The following is a 15,326-nucleotide window of genomic DNA, read 5'->3' on the forward strand; positions in this document are numbered from 1 at the left end:
CCTTTCGTGAGCCCATCATATTGGCCGCGAGAGATGACGATTGCAGGATATGGCATTGCATTGGTGGACACTCAGCCCTGAAGAATGGACGGCAATCAGGCTCAGCCTGTGGGTGTCCTCCATCGCCATGCTCGCCAGCCTGCCTTTCGGCATTGCGGTTGCCGTGGCGCTGGCGCGCGGCCGCTTCTGGGGCAAATCGCTTCTTAACGGCATCGTCCATCTGCCGCTCATCCTGCCACCCGTCGTCACCGGCTTTCTGCTGCTCGTCCTGTTCGGTCGCAGAGGCGCAATCGGGCAATTTCTCGATAGCTGGTTCGGCATCGTCTTTTCCTTCCGCTGGACCGGGGCGGCGCTCGCCTGCGCCGTGATGGCGTTTCCGCTGATGGTGCGTTCCATCCGGCTCTCCATCGAAACAGTTGACCGCAAGCTGGAGGAAGCGGCGGGCACATTGGGGGCAAGCCCGTTCTGGGTGTTCCTTACTGTCACGCTTCCCCTGACATTGCCTGGCATCATCGCCGGCATGATCCTGGCTTTCGCCAAGGCCATGGGCGAATTCGGCGCGACCATCACCTTCGTTTCCAATATTCCCGGTGAAACCCAGACACTCTCCGCCGCCATCTATACCTTCACCCAGGTTCCAGGCGGGGATGCCGGCGCATTGCGGCTGACCATTGTCTCCGTCGTGATTTCCATGCTCGCCTTGCTCGTCTCGGAATTTCTGGCCCGCATCATCGGCAAACGGGTGAGCATGGAATGACGCTTTCGGTCACCACCCGCCATCGCCTCGGCTCCTTCGAACTCGATGCGTCATTCACCTCCGAAGGCGGTGTCACCGCGCTGTTCGGACGCTCCGGTTCCGGCAAGACCTCGATGATCCGTATCATCGCCGGCCTGCTGCGACCGGATGAGGGACAGGTTTTGCTGGACGGCGAAGTGCTGGCCGATAGCGAAAAGCGACTGTTCGTGCCGGCCCATAAACGCCGTTTCGGCTATGTCTTTCAGGAGGCGCGGCTTTTCCCGCATCTCAGCGTGGCGCAAAATCTGCACTACGGTAGCTGGTTCACCACAGACAAAACGAAGGCCGCGCAGGAAGACAATATCGTGGAGATGCTCGGCATCGGCCATCTCTTGCAGCGGCGTCCAAACAAACTCTCGGGCGGCGAAAAACAGCGCGTTGCCATCGGCCGCGCATTGCTTTCTTCCCCCAGACTGCTGCTGATGGACGAACCGCTCGCCTCGCTGGACGAGCAGCGGAAAGCCGAAATCATTCCTTATCTCGAACGGCTGCGCGACGAGACGAAAATCCCTGTTGTCTATGTCAGCCACTCTATTCAGGAAGTCGCCCGCCTCGCAGACCGCATCGTGGTGATGAAGGATGGCAAGGTGGAAGCGCAGGGAAAAGCAGCCGAGGTGCTGGCGAGACCGGATTTCAGCATGCATCTCGAACGGCGTGAGGCAGGCAGCATTCTTTCCGGGCACATTGAAAGCTTTGATGAGCGGCACGGGCTTGCCGCCGTGCGGCTAAAGACCATGCTGCTCCATGTTCCGGCAAAAAGGGGAACATCCGGTAACCCGGCGCGCGTGCTTATACCGGCGCGTGATGTGATGCTGGCAACCGTAAAACCCGAAGGCTTGAGCGCCCTCAACATTCTCGAGGGTCGTGTCGCAACCGTCTCGGCCAGTGAAGACGGCATGGTCACGGTTCAGGTGGATTGCGGCGGAGGTATCATCCAGTCGCGCATCACCGATCTGTCACGCGAGAGGCTGCAGCTGGAACCCGGAAAACCGGTGCATGCGATCATAAAGTCGGCGGCTCTTGATCCCTATTAGGGGCCGCATCAGGATTGCGATTGGCCTCCAGCCAGTCGATATCGGCGCGCAATGCTTCGTTCATTCGCTTTTGCATGCCGCGATAGCGTTCCAGCAATTCGGCGCCGAAAGCGGTCAATGCCGCACCACCGCCCTGTTTGCCGCCGCGCTGTGATTCAATAACCGGTTGCCGGAACATATGGTTCAGCGCATCCACCAGCAGCCATGCGCGACGATAGGACATGTCCATCGCCCGCCCGGCGGCGGAGATGGAGCCGGTCTCGACAATCAGCTCCATCAATTCGATTTTGCCGTGCCCCAATCGCTCTCCGGGCGGAAAATCGATACGAAGAACAGGTTTTAGTGGAGCGAGGGCCTCACTCATCGTTCAAAGGCTCCGTCCATGAAGATCGCGATAGGCCCTTTGCGCCCCATCCACCGGCAAGGCCGTCGCCTCATAGACGCCACGCGCCACCGCGCGCGCCATCACGATAGTGGCAAGATGACAAAGTTCGGCGAAATGAACGCCGCCCTCAAGCGGCTTTTCACCGGTTGAGGCCGCGAACATGGTGTCGCCGTCACTCGGCAGATGGGCGGGCAGAACGGCGCGCGCCAGCCCATCGTGCGCCATGATGGAAAGGCGATGCGCCTGCGCCTTGGTGAGCACGGCATCCGTCACCACCGCACCGATGGTCGTTGCCGTGAGATTGACCCCCTTGAGGCGCAGCGCGGTATGATCCGGCTCGAAACGATCAGGAAAACCGCAATCGCCATATTCACCCCGCACTTCAAACGGCGCGGACCAGAAATGGCGGCTCGTTCCAACCGTTGCGGAGCCGAGCGCATTGACGGCAACGACGGCCGCCACCTTATAACCGCCGGAACTGACGGCGCTTGCCGAACCGAGCCCGCCCTTGAAGGTGGCGGTCGTCGCACCCGTTCCAGCCCCGGCTGTTCCAAGCTCGAAAGGTGTCGCACGCGCCGCCTTGAAGGCCGCATATCCCATCTCGCGATAGGGCGAATGCAGACCCCAATCCTTGTCGCCGCCATTCAGCAGATCCATCAGGATCGCCTGCGGTACGATGGGAACGCGGGTGGAACCCACCTGCAGGCCGCGCCCGATCTCGCGCAGCCCGGCCTGAACGCCGCCCGCCGCATCCAGCCCGAAGGCCGAACCACCTGACAGCACGAAGGCATCCACCGTTTCCACTGTCATCGCCGGGTCGAGCAGGCCGGTATCGCGCCCGCCCGGCGCACCACCCAAAACAGAACCGGAGGCAATGGCGGGTTTTTCGAAAACAATCGCCGTAACACCGGAGCCGAGGGAACGATCGGTGACATTGCCGACCGAAACGCCGCCTATGTCAGTCAGAAGATTGGTGAGTACCGCCATGCCGTTTCCCTTTTTTCCCGGTATCCCGCCACCATCAGGCACTGTCAACGCAAAACGTGACGTGCCTGATGTCTACGACAAGCCGCGATCAGGAAAAAACAGCCGTGCCGATGACCGGCGTCGAGGGAACGGCCATGTCCCTCGGCTCCAGCGGCCCGGAGAGATATGCCTGATGGCCGGCCTCTATGGCGCGGGCGAAAGCCTCCGCCATGCCGACCGGATCACCCGCGCCCGCAACCGCCGTGTTGAGCAGAACGGCATCGTAACCAAGCTCCATCACCGTGACCGCATGGGACGGGCGGCCGATACCCGCGTCAACAATCATCGGCACATCCGAAAAACGCGCCCGCATGGATTTCAGCGCGGTTAGATTGAGCGGTCCCATGGCGCTGCCGATCGGCGCGCACCAGGGCATCAGTACCCTGCAACCCGCCTCCAGCAGCTTTTCGGCGACGACCAGATCATCGGTCGTATAAGGAAAGACCTCGAAACCATCGTCACAGAGAATTTTCGCCGCTTCGACAAGCGCAAAGACGTCGGGCTGCAACGTATCGTGATGGCCGATAACCTCCAGCTTGATCCAGTTGGTACGGAACACCTCGCGGGCCATCTTTGCCGTCAGCACCGCTTCCTTGACGGTATGGCACCCGGCCGTATTCGGCAGGATGTAGCGGTCAAGCTCTCGGATCAGCTCAAAAAACTGGCCACCCTTCTTATTGCTGGCCGTCTCCCGGCGCAACGAAATCGTCAGAATATCCGTGCTGCTCGCCCGCACGGCATCAGCAAGCACGGCGGGGGATGGATACCGCGCGGTGCCAAGGAGAAGACGGGACGAGACCTCACGGCCATAAAGCGTCAGCATGTCTCAGCCTCCCTGCATCGGCGAGAGAATTTCGATACGGTCGAAGGCCTTCAGTTGATAATCGGCGCGCTCTTCCGAATGCACCAGATCGCCATTGACCGCCGTCGCCAGCCAATCGCCTTCGTATTCGAGGCTGACGAGCAAGCCTGCCAGCGTATCAGTGGCGAGATCAAGCTCGTCGCCATTGACAAGAAGTTTCATGATCCTGTTCCTTTTGTGAGAGAGTCTGGCAGACGATGTCAGCCGCCTGCCGCGCGATAGCCGGCGAGAGCAGAAAGCCATGCCGGTGCGCGCCGTTGATGAAAATGATCCGGCCATCTTGCGTGACTTTGGGCAGATTGTCGGGATAGGCGGGGCGCACGCCCGTGCCGGTCTCGATGATTTCCGCTTCCGCGAAAGCCGGATGCACTGCATAGGCCGCATTCAGGAATTCCATCATCGAACGGACAGAAATGGCCCCGGCATCCTCGGTTTCGATCATCGTCGCACCCACCATGAAACGGCCGGGCTCGCGCGGCACGATGTAAAGCGGAATGCGCGGATGCAACAGCCGGACGGGACGGGACAAAGAAACTTCCGGCGTGGAGAGATAAAGCATCTCTCCACGCACGCCGCGAAGGTGGGCAATCTCTCCCACCGCAGCGGCGCCGGTGCAATCCACCACCCGGTCGAACGGTCGGTCATCCACCGGGATGCCCATGTGGAACCGCACACCCATGGTGCAAAGCCGCTCATGCAGCGATTTCAGTGCCAGGCGCGGATCGAGATGCCCCTCGCCCGGAAAATAAAGCCCGGAGCGAAACCGCCCGGCAAGATCAGGCTCCAGAGCGGCGATCTCTCCCTCGTCCGCCCAGCGATAGCCGCCGGTCCGCGATGCGAAACGCGAGAGCTCCGCTTTGTCGCGGGCGGGCGCGACAACCAGCGTGCCATGTCGGGCCACAAGGCCGGGGGTTGCCTCATCCCACCAGTCGAGCGCCGCCTGGCCGAGCGTCAGAACCGGCTCTTCCGCATTTTCACGCTCACACCAGGGCGCTAGCATTCCGCCCGCATACCAGGATGCGCCGCGAAAGGGTTCGGCATTGCACTCGCAAACCTCGACGGTAACGCCGTTCCGCGCCAGTTCGAAGGCCGCCGTCAGACCGGCGACCCCCGTTCCCTTGACCAGAACGCGCATGCTATTCGGCATCCGCAGGCGTCGCGAGCGGCATATAAAGTTCGCCGCCTTCCTTGAAGCGCGCGGCCATGGCCTCCAGCCCCTCCTTCTGCGCTTCGGCGCGGATATCGTGGGAAATCCGCATCGAGCAGAATTTCGGCCCGCACATGGAGCAGAAATGCGCAACCTTGTGCGCCTCCTTTGGCAGGGTCTCATCATGGAAGGAACGCGCCGTATCCGGATCGAGCGACAGGTTGAACTGGTCTTCCCAGCGGAACTCGAACCTTGCGCGCGACAGCGCATCGTCCCGCACCTGTGCGGCCGGATGGCCCTTGGCGAGGTCGGCGGCGTGCGCAGCGATCTTATAAGTGATGACGCCCACCTTCACATCGTTACGATCAGGCAGGCCGAGATGTTCCTTGGGCGTGACGTAGCAGAGCATGGCCGTGCCGAACCAGCCGATCATAGCAGCACCGATGCCCGAAGTGATATGGTCGTAACCAGGCGCAATATCGGTGGTGAGAGGTCCAAGCGTATAGAAGGGCGCCTCACCGCAGGTCTTCAGCTGCTTGTCCATATTCTCCTTGATCTTGTGCATCGGCACATGGCCGGGGCCTTCGATCATCACCTGGCAGTCCTTGGCCCAGGCGATCTGCGTCAGCTCGCCCAACGTTTCCAGCTCCGCGAACTGCGCTGCGTCATTGGCGTCGGCGATCGAACCGGGCCGCAACCCGTCACCCAGCGAGAAGGAAACGTCATAGGCGCGGCAGATGTCGCAGATCTCGTCGAAATGCTCGTAGAGGAAACTTTCCTTGTGGTGATGCAGACACCACTTCGCCATGATCGACCCGCCGCGCGACACGATGCCGGTGACGCGATTGACGGTGAGCGGAATGTAATGCAGCCGGACGCCGGCATGGATGGTGAAATAGTCCACGCCCTGTTCCGCCTGTTCGATCAGCGTATCGCGGAACACCTCCCAGTTGAGATCCTCGGCAATGCCGTTGACCTTCTCCAGCGCCTGATAAAGCGGCACCGTGCCGATCGGCACCGGCGAATTGCGGATGATCCATTCGCGGATATTGTGGATGTTGCGCCCCGTCGAAAGGTCCATGACGGTGTCGGCGCCCCAGCGGATCGCCCAGACCATCTTTTCCACCTCTTCCGCCATGGAGGAGGTGACGGCGGAATTGCCGATATTGGCGTTGATCTTCACCAGAAAATTGCGGCCGATGATCATCGGTTCAAGTTCCGGATGGTTGATGTTGGCGGGAATGATGGCGCGGCCCGACGCCACTTCCTGACGGACGAATTCCGCCGTGACGTAATCAGGGATATGAGCGCCGAAACTCTCGCCGTCGCGCGCGAGTTTCTCCTTCGCTGCCTCGCGCCCGAGATTTTCGCGAATGGCGATAAATTCCATTTCCGGCGTGATGATACCTGCCCGCGCATAGGCAAGCTGCGTTACGGCTTTACCTGTTGTGGCTCTGAGCGGCTGGTGGCGCACGGAAAATTCGGGCGTCAGCCGTTCGCCGGTGGCAAAGCCGTTATCCTCCGGCTTGACGTGCCGGCCTTCATAAGCCTCGACATCGCCGCGCGCCGCGACCCACTCGTGACGCAGGCGCGGCAGACCCTTTTCAATAAGAACGGCATGTGAGGGGTCGGTATAGGGGCCGGAGGAATCATAGACCGTCACCGGCGGTTCGCCCGCCGTCGGATGGACGGCGATCTCGCGCATCGGCACGCGGATATGCGGATGTAAAATGCCTGATTTGTGGATTTTCGTCGAAGCGGCATGCGGTCCGGTGGTGACGACAAGCGGGATATTCTTGGCAGCGATATTCATCTTGAGGCTCCAAAGTTTGACAGTGGAGACCCAGTTCGAGCCGGAATGATGGAAAATACCGAAGTGCCGAAACACGACGTCATGCGCCCGTCCGACATCAGGTCTTTGCACCGTCCCTACGCCAGTATGAACTGGATCAGGTTCAACGGGTCACTGCGCATGAAAGCAGAATCTCAGCCCCTTGACGGGACACCCCTGGTGAATGCCCCCAGCAAAAAACACCATCAGGCATTTGTCAAGGCCGACGATCCATGCTTGGCAAAGGTGCGGGAATGGCGCATGCTGCCGTTAGTTGCAATTAACCTAACGGTTTAGGCGAATATTATCGTTTGCAACGTAACGATAAGCACAAACCATCCTGATGTGAAATTCATGGGAGATACGTCGGAATGAATGCGACTATACGCGAAATACTGGCCAAATTCGGCCAGCTTCCAACCCCCGTCGATACGATTGCAGATGAAGCCGATCTTTACGCGGCGGGCCTTTCTTCCTTTGCATCGGTGCAATTGATGCTCGGCATCGAAGAAGCATTCGATATCGAATTCCCGGACAATCTGCTGAACCGCAAGTCGTTTGCCAGCATCAAGGCCATTGAAGACACCGTTAAGCTCATTCTGGATGGTAAAGAGGCAGCCTGATGAACGTCACCGTAGCGCCGCAGGATGAAACGCTGTCCGCGCGCGCGGGCCGTGTCGCGGCAATTGCCGCCAAACATGCAGATGAGGTGGATGTCACCGGCCGCTTCCCGCAGGAAGCCGTTGATGCGCTCAGGCAGGAACGTCTGCTCGGCATTCAGGTCCCCGCTTCGCTCGGCGGCGAAGGTGCTTCCCTGCAGGAAATCGCCGATATCTGCGCCCGGCTCGGCCAGGCCTGTTCCGCAACCGCGATGATTTTCGCCATGCACCATATCAAGCTGTCCAGCCTTGTGGAACATGGCGAGGCGAGCGCATGGCATGCGGACTTCATGCGCCGCGTCGCGGCGGAACAGCTGCTGCTCGGCTCGGCCACCACCGAAGGCGGCATCGGCGGCAATCTGCGCAATTCCATCTGTGCGATCGAGGTCGAAGGCGATTTCTGCCGGCTGGAAAAGGACGCCACCGTCATTTCCTATGGCAGCAATGCCGATGCGATCCTCATCACCTCGCGCACCCATAAGGATGCCGCGCCCGCCGATCAGGTGATGACGGTCTTTCTGAAAAACCAGTACACGCTTGAGAAGACCCATGTCTGGGATACGCTCGGCATGCGCGGCACCTGTTCGGATGGTTTCCTGTTTCGCGGCGAAGCGCCGGCGGCGCAGATCTTCCCGAAGCCTTTTGCGGAAATCGCAGCGCAATCCATGCTTGCAAGCTCGCATCTACTCTGGAGCGCCGTCTGGTATGGCATCGCGTCCGACGCCGTGCTGCGCGCCCAGTCTTTCGTCAGAGCCGCAGCGCGCAAGTCGCCCGGCACGGCTCCTCCCGGCGCGATCCGCCTTGCGGAGGTTTCCACCAAGCTGCAGGTGGTGAAATCCAACATCATCGCCGGCATCAAGGCTTACGAGGATACCAAGAGCGATCCGGAAAAACTGATGTCGATGGCCTTTGCCGTCGCCATGAACAATGTGAAAATCTGCTCTTCGGAAACCATTCTTGAAATCATCGATCACGCCATGCTGGTCTGCGGCATCATGGGCTACAAGAACGGCACGCCCTACAGCCTCGGCCGGCACCTGCGCGACGCGCATTCCGCCCGTCTGATGATTTCCAACGACCGCATTCTCGGCAATTCCGCCAATCTCCTGCTGGTTCACAAGCAGGACACCAGCCTCTTGGGATAAGACCATGGACATGCAAACATCGTTTCTCGATCGACTGTTCGAAGAAGGCCTGCTGATTGAAACGGGTGTGGACGGTCTCTATGGGCGTAGCGGCCAGTTCGAGGATGTGATTGCCGCATTCGAGCGGCTGATCGACCGCACTGGCGGCGCTGACGGCGCCGAAGCGATCCGTTTTCCGCCCGGCATCAACCGCGCCTACTTCGAAAAGAGCGGTTACATGAAGAGCTTCCCGCAGCTCGCCGGCACCGTCCATTCCTTCTGCGGTTGCGAGCTCGACCATGTCAGCCTGCTGAAAACCATGGATGAGGGCGGTGACTGGACCAAGGACCAGAAAGCGACAGACATCGTGCTGACGCCGGCGGCCTGCTACCCGCTTTATCCGACGATCGCCAAGCGCGGCGCGCTACCTGCCGGCGGCGGTCTCTATGACATCCAGTCCTATTGCTTCCGCCATGAACCCTCCAAGGATCCGGCCCGCCAGCAGCTTTTCCGCATGCGCGAATATGTTTGCATGGGCACCGAGTCCAACGTCACCGAGTTCCGCCAGACCTGGATGGATCGCGGCGTCGAGATGATGAAGGCGGTCGGGCTCGACGTCACCATCGATGTGGCCAACGATCCGTTCTTCGGCCGCGCCGGCAAGATGCTCGCCAACAACCAGCGCGACCAGAACCTGAAATTCGAGCTCTTGATCCCGGTCACATCGACGACCAGCCCAACAGCCTGCATGAGCTTCAACTATCACCAAGATGCCTTCGGCCAGAAATGGGGTCTGAACCTCGACAATGGCGATGTCGCCCATACCGCCTGCGTCGGTTTCGGCCTTGAGCGCATCGCGCTGGCGCTATTTGCGCATCATGGCCTCGACGTGAAGAAATGGCCTGCGAAGGTCGTGGAAACGCTCTGGGGCTGATCATTCATGCGGCAGATTTTTCCCGGTCTCGATCCCCAAAACTATGTGCAGCATCCGCTCCATTCCTCCGAGAGAATGTGGCCGGAAACCAATTGCTACATCGATTTGTGGATCGAGGTGCTGGCCTCGAAAGGCTTATCCCCGGAAGCCATGTTCGGTTTCACCCTGACACAGGATTTCGAAGGCGACCAGTTCACCTTCTTCAAGGTGCCGCTGGAAGATCTCGAAGCACTTTATGGCGTTCGCGCCACCGAACTTGCGATCTTCGACAGGGTGGAAAACCACATTGAGGCGCAGCTGGAACGCGGCCGCATCTGCCTGATCGAGATGGACAGCTTCTATATGCCCGATACCCATGGGGTGGGCTACCAGAAGGAACACGGCAAGACCACCATCGCCATCAACCGGCTCGACCTCGAAAACCGCGAACTCGACTATTTCCACAATGCCGGCTTCTTCCACCTTGCAGGCGAAGATTTTGACGGCCTGTTCCAGCATCATCTGGCCGAGAGCGACCCGCCGTTCCTGCCCTATACCGAATTTGCGAAATTCGCGGACGGCACCCCCTCGCCCGCACATATTCGCAAGACCGCCGAGCGGCTCCTGAAGTTTCATTTTTCGCGACGACCCTCCGCCAACCCGGTCAGGGCTTTCGCAAGCGTCTTTCCGGCACAGGTGGAAAAGGTTGCCGACAGGCCCTTCGGCTTTTTTCACAAATATGCCTTCAACACGCTGCGTCAGCTCGGCGCCAATTTCGAACTCTTGGCAAGCCACCTCGAGTGGCTGGACAGGGATGGATTCGCTGAAGCGAGAGATCACGCGTTGCGCATATCCGAGGTCGCCAAGACGGTGCAGTTCCAGCTTGCCCGCGCTGTTACCCGGCGGAAGTTCGATGCGCTCGCCTCGGTACTCGATCCGGCAGCGGATGCATGGGATGGCGTGATGAAAGCGCTTGCGGCCAAACTGTCTGATGCCAGCGAGGCCGCGTGAGGACCTATCTTCCCGGCGAAAGCGAGGAATTGCTGAGCGAAGGCTGGACGCTGACGCTGACGCCCGCCGACGCCTGCGAAACACCCTCCGATATTCCCGCATCGCTTGAAGGCCTTCATGTCTCCGTGCCCGGCACTGTGGCGCAGGCTCTGGAAGCCGCCGAAAAGTTCGACCGCCTTGCTCCAGAGCCTCTCAATGACAGGGATGCCTGGTATCGGCTGACGATGATTTCCGATACGCGCGAACGGGCTACACTGCGCTTCGATGGTCTCTCCACCATTGCCGAAATCTTCTTCAACGGTGAGCTGATCGCCGCAAGCCAGAGCATGTTCGAAAGGCTGGAAGTGCCTGTCGAACTGACGGGTGCAGACGAACTTTCGATCTGCTTCCGGGCGCTTGCGCCGAGACTTGAAAAAACCGGTCCCCGCGCCCGTTGGCGGCCCCAGATGATGAATACGCAGGGGTTGCGGCTGATCCGCACCACTGCACTGGGTTACATGCCCGGCTGGTGCCCGGAAATCCACGCCGCCGGCCCCTGGCGACCCATCAGCCTCGTAAAACAGGACGGAGTGCTCTGCACGCTCCGGTCTTCGCTGGACGGGGACGGAGCAGGAACAGTCAGCATCGTGCTGCAAAGCAACCGCCCGATAAAATCGGCAAGGCTTGGCTGCGCTGGTTACAGCGCCGATCTCTCTCCGGACGAGGACGGCAAGTTTTCCGGCGAACTACGCATATCCGATGTTGAGCAATGGTGGCCGCATACCCATGGCAGACCGGCTCTGCATGAGGTCGCCCTTGAGCTGGACGGCACTCAACATCACCTTGGGCGCACGGGCTTTCGGCAAGTCGAGATCGATTACGGCGAAGACGGCAACGGTTTCGGCCTCAAGGTGAACGGTCAGCCGGTCTTCTGCCGCGGTGCGGTCTGGACGACGGCCGACATTGTGCGCCTGCCGGGAACAGGGCCGGACTACGAGCCATGGCTTAGAAAAGCCGCGGAAGCCGGCATGAACATGATCCGCATCGGCGGCACCATGGCCTATGAGACGCCGGAATTCTTCGCGCTTTGCGACGAGCTTGGAATCATGGTCTGGCAGGACGCCATGCTCGCCAATTTCGATTACCCGGCAAAGGATGAGGGCCTGCGCCAGCATATCGTCACGGAAATCTCGCAGTTCCTGGAAGCCACCGCGCTTTCTCCATCGCTTGCCGTTTTCTGCGGCGGCAGTGAAATGTACCAGCAGGGCGCAATGCTCGGCCTGCCGGAGCAGATATGGAAAGGAACGCTCACAGAGGAGGTTCTGCCGGAACTCGTCGCCGAGAAGCGGCCAGACGCAGCCTATGTCGCCAATTCTCCTTCCGGCGGTGCATTGCCCTTCTTTCCCAACGCCGGGGTCGGCCATTATTACGGCGTGGGAGCTTACTGCCGCCCGCTGGAAGATGCCCGCCGCGCCAATCTGCGCTTTGCCGCCGAGTGCCTCGCCTTCGCCAATATTCCCGAACAGGAAACGCTGGACAGATACCTTCCCGGCGTCGCCGTGCATGATCCAAGATGGAAGGCCCGCGCACCGCGCGATCGTGGCGCCTCCTGGGATTTCGAGGATGTACGCGATCACTATCTGAAACTGCTCTACGACGTCGAACCGGACGTGCTGCGTCGCGAAGATGGCGGCCTTTATCTCGACATGTCCCGGGCCGCAACGGCCGAGGTCATGGAGGCGACTTTTGCCGAATGGCGGCGCAGCGGTTCCTCCTGTCATGGCGCTCTGGTCTGGACCCTGCAGGATCTCGTTCCCGGCGCGGGCTGGGGCATCATCGATGCGACCGGCAGGCCGAAATCCGTGTGGCATGCACTGAAAAGGGCGTTCCGTCCCATTCAGGTCAGCCTTTCAGATGAGGGCACGAACGGGCTGGATATCCATCTCATCAACGAGACCGGCGGCGGCTTTGAAGCCATGCTGGAACTGACCTGCCTGCGCGAAGGTGTGCAACCCGTCGTTCACGCCAAACGACCGCTCACGCTTTTGCCGCGGCAGGGCCAGACGATTGCCGCAACAGATTTGTTCGGCGCCTTTTTCGATACGACCTATGCCTATCGTTTCGGCCCCCCATCCCATGATGTAACGGTCGCCAGGCTTCGCGACGTTGCGACGGGACATGTCATCGCCGACGCGTTCCATTTCCCTCTCGGCCGTAAAAAGGTGCTGCACGCCGCGAACCTTCAGGTCTCGCTCAGCGAAACGAGCGGCAGCTGGTCTCTTGAAATCGGCACGGACCGGCTGGCGCAGTCTGTCCATGTCGAGGTGCAGGGTTACGACGCCTCAGAAAACTGGTTCCATCTCGGCCCCGGAGAAACCAGAAAAATCGACCTTGTGCCGGAGACTGCGATGACCGAAACACCCCCTTCCGGAGAGGTTCTGTCACTGGGTTCCAGCCGGCGATTTTCCTTCTAGGGCAAGCCGCTTCACCGTATTGATGTACATCTTCCTGGCTTCCGGCGTGGAGAGATTGTGATCGGCATCGGGAATAATGGTCAGCGACACGTTCTGATAGGCTGATAGTCCTTCGCCATGGGCATCGAAATAATATTGAAAGTGCTCCAGACCATCGTCGTTGTCGCTGTAGAGCAGATGAACGGCGGTATCATTCGCCTTCAATTTGTCGAACGCCCCATAAACGGCACGCCCTTCCTCGCTGCCCCTGCGAAACAGCCTTGCCGTTTTTGTCGAAAGCCTCTTGATCGTCGCCTTGATGATATTCAGCCCCGCACTCGCCACATCGACATCACCGCTGATGAGACGCTTGAATGTCGCGCCCTGGCGAAAGCGCTGGCTGTATTCCCCGAAGGAACGCGGCCGTTTATGCAAGGCCTCATCCACCGAGCGGCCTTTGCGCCAATGGAAGACCACCGGATTGACCGCGACCACCGCACCGATCCGCTCATCAGCGACTGCGCCGTTGAAGGCGAGGTAAGCGCCGCTGCACCGGCCCGCCGCAATGAAAGGCCCCTTGCCGCGCTTGCCGAGAAAATCGAGCGCGGCAGCCACGTCGTCATTCTGCGCGACATCGTAAAGAACCTGCTCGGGCACATTTTTGACCGGAGGGCTATCGGCAATATTGGCCGCGTCGAAGCGAAGCGATGCCACACCCTCACGCGCCAATGCACGGGCCATCTGCACGGAAAGCCTGCCCCAGCCCGCATGCCGGTCATAGGCGGCGCCGAGCAGAAGAACCGAAGAAACCACCTCCCGGCCGTCCGGCCCGCAAAACACGCCGAAAAGCCGTCCGCCGTCTCCAAACTGCACCGGCTGCTCGACAAAACCGTGACCGCGCTGCGGGGCATTGAGGGTGAAATCCTCCAGAAGCATCGCCGTACTCTCGGTGTGGGTCTGAGAGAGAACCCAATCGACCAGCCGATTGACCACATCGTCGGATATTTTCGAGAGCGTAGGGCTGGAGACGAGCTCGTCGTAGCCCGAAAACTCCGCCTCCTCCACCTTAGCGCCGATCGTGGCTAGATGTTTGGCGAAATCGGCATCGGTCACGCGGCCCGGTCGGGAGAGAGCCAGAATGGTGCGCGCCGGAGCAGCCGCGAGATTGGAAAGACTTGTCTTCCTGATCGCATCCGCAACCCCCGCAGGCATGGCCATGCCGGCAATTGATCCCGCATCCGTCATACGTTGCGCGGGCCGAAGGCCTAAACCATCGTCGATCATCGACGACCACATTGCCAGCTCACGCAGATAGGCGCGGCCGGACACGACAGGCGCCAGAAACGCCATGGAACCCGCTTCGGCCACACCGGCAAATGCCTGTGCCGCTATCAGGCAACCGAGGCCCTGAGCGACGACAACCACCTTGGTACAGCCGGAAAAACGCTTCAGACAGTTGAGCGCCGCGCGCGCATCCGAAACCCAGTCCGCCGCGCGGCCCGCATCATCAGGGTCAAGCGCGTCGCCCGCGCCGAGATAGTCAAATCGAAGGCTAGCGACACCGCAAGCGGCGAGCCGCTCGGCCAGTACCCGTTGAAACTTGCGGCTGCAGAGCTCCTCCATGCCCCATGGGCTGACGAAAAGAACGGCATGGCCTTGTCTGACTTGCTTGTGCGCCGGATGGAAAATCCCGGTGAGCCCTTCAAAAGAAACCGGATGCGCAACCGCCCCATGCGAGGCAATGCCGGAAAGCGACAATGCATCAAGGGACGGATCGCTGCCTGCACGCTCTGAAATATCTATCGCCATCGACCTTGCCATCATTGCGCCAGTGTCTGGCTCAACCCTTGCGGGATCATTGCATCGAAGCGTCTTAACGCCTGATCTACAATAAAAACAACAATATTAGAGAAGTCTAAAAATATAGTCGCATTTATATCCCTTGTCGCCCACACGTTGCAAAAACAAAAGCGGGGGTGACGGAGAAGTCTCGGCAGGGCCGCTATTTTGCTCGAAACCGCTTGAATATACTGATAAATAGCGAGTCCCACACCTATTTGCAGGAGGAGGTTGCGCCACCCGGCCACCGGATCGTCTAGACACCGC

At 60.1% G+C, this 15,326-nt stretch carries 14 protein-coding genes and 1 riboswitch; of the genes, 7 read left to right on the forward strand and 7 right to left on the reverse strand.

Annotation, left to right across the window (positions count from 1 at the left end; all coding sequences use genetic code 11):
- The first annotated feature begins 49 nt into the window (after window positions 1–49).
- Window positions 50–757 carry a molybdate ABC transporter permease subunit gene (gene modB / locus CFB10_RS08980; protein ID WP_020010942.1) on the forward strand — a complete coding sequence of 236 codons (708 nt, stop codon included), beginning with the start codon at window positions 50–52 and terminating at the stop codon, window positions 755–757.
- Window positions 754–1,830 carry a molybdenum ABC transporter ATP-binding protein gene (modC, locus tag CFB10_RS08985; RefSeq protein WP_020010941.1) on the forward strand — a complete coding sequence of 359 codons (1,077 nt, stop codon included), beginning with the start codon at window positions 754–756 and terminating at the stop codon, window positions 1,828–1,830. The genes modB and modC overlap by 4 nt, the downstream gene beginning before the upstream one ends.
- Here modC and CFB10_RS24135 read toward each other — a convergent pair.
- The 6 genes from CFB10_RS24135 to thiC all read right to left on the reverse strand — a co-directional run bounded on the left by CFB10_RS24135 (window position 1,799) and on the right by thiC (window position 7,063).
- On the reverse strand, window positions 1,799–2,194 hold the full coding sequence (locus tag CFB10_RS24135; protein ID WP_026363776.1) for a winged helix-turn-helix domain-containing protein: 396 nt from the start codon (window positions 2,192–2,194) through the stop codon (window positions 1,799–1,801). The two genes, modC and CFB10_RS24135, sit on opposite strands and share 32 nt — an antisense overlap.
- Window positions 2,195–2,197: 3 nt before the next feature.
- Complete coding sequence (locus CFB10_RS08995; RefSeq protein ID WP_020010939.1) at window positions 2,198–3,202, reverse strand: P1 family peptidase; 1,005 nt, start codon at window positions 3,200–3,202, stop codon at window positions 2,198–2,200.
- An 88-nt stretch (window positions 3,203–3,290) separates the two neighbouring features.
- Window positions 3,291–4,064, reverse strand: coding sequence for a thiazole synthase (locus CFB10_RS09000; protein WP_020010938.1), 774 nt, complete (start codon window positions 4,062–4,064; stop codon window positions 3,291–3,293).
- Window positions 4,065–4,067: 3 nt separating this feature from the next.
- A complete protein-coding gene (gene thiS / locus CFB10_RS09005) occupies window positions 4,068–4,265 on the reverse strand; it encodes a sulfur carrier protein ThiS (protein WP_020010937.1) in 198 nt (65 codons plus the stop codon).
- Window positions 4,234–5,238: a glycine oxidase ThiO gene (gene thiO, locus CFB10_RS09010; protein WP_026363775.1), complete on the reverse strand. Its 1,005-nt coding sequence runs from the start codon at window positions 5,236–5,238 to the stop codon at window positions 4,234–4,236. Before thiO ends, thiS begins: the two co-directional genes overlap by 32 nt.
- Window position 5,239: 1 nt before the next feature.
- On the reverse strand, window positions 5,240–7,063 hold the full coding sequence (thiC, locus tag CFB10_RS09015; protein ID WP_020010935.1) for a phosphomethylpyrimidine synthase ThiC: 1,824 nt from the start codon (window positions 7,061–7,063) through the stop codon (window positions 5,240–5,242).
- A gap of 95 nt (window positions 7,064–7,158) precedes the next feature.
- Window positions 7,159–7,270: riboswitch (TPP riboswitch) on the reverse strand.
- 182 nt (window positions 7,271–7,452) lie between these two features.
- On the opposite strand from thiC, the gene CFB10_RS09020 reads away from it, so the two are divergent.
- From CFB10_RS09020 to CFB10_RS09040, 5 genes are read left to right on the forward strand one after another with little or no spacing between them, the layout of a single operon-like run.
- Entirely contained in the window at window positions 7,453–7,704 is a 252-nt protein-coding gene (locus tag CFB10_RS09020) for an acyl carrier protein (protein WP_003504852.1), read from the forward strand.
- A complete protein-coding gene (locus CFB10_RS09025; protein ID WP_020010933.1) occupies window positions 7,704–8,885 on the forward strand; it encodes an acyl-CoA dehydrogenase family protein in 1,182 nt (393 codons plus the stop codon). Before CFB10_RS09020 ends, CFB10_RS09025 begins: the two co-directional genes overlap by 1 nt.
- Before the next feature lie 4 nt (window positions 8,886–8,889).
- Window positions 8,890–9,798 carry an amino acid--[acyl-carrier-protein] ligase gene (locus CFB10_RS09030; RefSeq protein ID WP_020010932.1) on the forward strand — a complete coding sequence of 303 codons (909 nt, stop codon included), beginning with the start codon at window positions 8,890–8,892 and terminating at the stop codon, window positions 9,796–9,798.
- 6 nt (window positions 9,799–9,804) lie between these two features.
- Complete coding sequence (locus CFB10_RS09035; protein WP_020010931.1) at window positions 9,805–10,788, forward strand: DUF1839 family protein; 984 nt, start codon at window positions 9,805–9,807, stop codon at window positions 10,786–10,788.
- Complete coding sequence (locus CFB10_RS09040; protein ID WP_020010930.1) at window positions 10,785–13,241, forward strand: glycoside hydrolase family 2 protein; 2,457 nt, start codon at window positions 10,785–10,787, stop codon at window positions 13,239–13,241. Before CFB10_RS09035 ends, CFB10_RS09040 begins: the two co-directional genes overlap by 4 nt.
- On the opposite strand, the gene CFB10_RS09045 is transcribed toward CFB10_RS09040, so the two are convergent.
- A complete protein-coding gene (locus CFB10_RS09045; protein WP_051091643.1) occupies window positions 13,209–15,029 on the reverse strand; it encodes an alpha/beta fold hydrolase in 1,821 nt (606 codons plus the stop codon). The genes CFB10_RS09040 and CFB10_RS09045 overlap by 33 nt on opposite strands.
- Between the last annotated feature and the right edge of the window lie 297 nt (window positions 15,030–15,326).

This window comes from Agrobacterium sp. 719_389 (genome assembly GCF_900188475.1).
Classification (GTDB): domain Bacteria; phylum Pseudomonadota; class Alphaproteobacteria; order Rhizobiales; family Rhizobiaceae; genus Agrobacterium; species Agrobacterium radiobacter.

What these genes read in the sequence shown, in the direction of transcription:
- CFB10_RS09000 (WP_020010938.1), bottom strand. Translation starts at nt 4,064, where the DNA reads ATGCTGACGCTTTATGGCCGTGAGGTCTCGTCCCGTCTTCTCCTTGGC.
- modB (WP_020010942.1), top strand. Translation starts at nt 50, where the DNA reads ATGGCATTGCATTGGTGGACACTCAGCCCTGAAGAATGGACGGCAATC.
- thiO (WP_026363775.1), bottom strand. Translation starts at nt 5,238, where the DNA reads ATGCGCGTTCTGGTCAAGGGAACGGGGGTCGCCGGTCTGACGGCGGCC.
- CFB10_RS09035 (WP_020010931.1), top strand. Translation starts at nt 9,805, where the DNA reads ATGCGGCAGATTTTTCCCGGTCTCGATCCCCAAAACTATGTGCAGCAT.
- CFB10_RS09020 (WP_003504852.1), top strand. Translation starts at nt 7,453, where the DNA reads ATGAATGCGACTATACGCGAAATACTGGCCAAATTCGGCCAGCTTCCA.
- CFB10_RS09045 (WP_051091643.1), bottom strand. Translation starts at nt 15,029, where the DNA reads ATGGCGATAGATATTTCAGAGCGTGCAGGCAGCGATCCGTCCCTTGAT.
- thiC (WP_020010935.1), bottom strand. Translation starts at nt 7,063, where the DNA reads ATGAATATCGCTGCCAAGAATATCCCGCTTGTCGTCACCACCGGACCG.
- thiS (WP_020010937.1), bottom strand. Translation starts at nt 4,265, where the DNA reads ATGAAACTTCTTGTCAATGGCGACGAGCTTGATCTCGCCACTGATACG.
- CFB10_RS08995 (WP_020010939.1), bottom strand. Translation starts at nt 3,202, where the DNA reads ATGGCGGTACTCACCAATCTTCTGACTGACATAGGCGGCGTTTCGGTC.
- CFB10_RS09030 (WP_020010932.1), top strand. Translation starts at nt 8,890, where the DNA reads ATGGACATGCAAACATCGTTTCTCGATCGACTGTTCGAAGAAGGCCTG.
- CFB10_RS24135 (WP_026363776.1), bottom strand. Translation starts at nt 2,194, where the DNA reads ATGAGTGAGGCCCTCGCTCCACTAAAACCTGTTCTTCGTATCGATTTT.
- modC (WP_020010941.1), top strand. Translation starts at nt 754, where the DNA reads ATGACGCTTTCGGTCACCACCCGCCATCGCCTCGGCTCCTTCGAACTC.
- CFB10_RS09025 (WP_020010933.1), top strand. Translation starts at nt 7,704, where the DNA reads ATGAACGTCACCGTAGCGCCGCAGGATGAAACGCTGTCCGCGCGCGCG.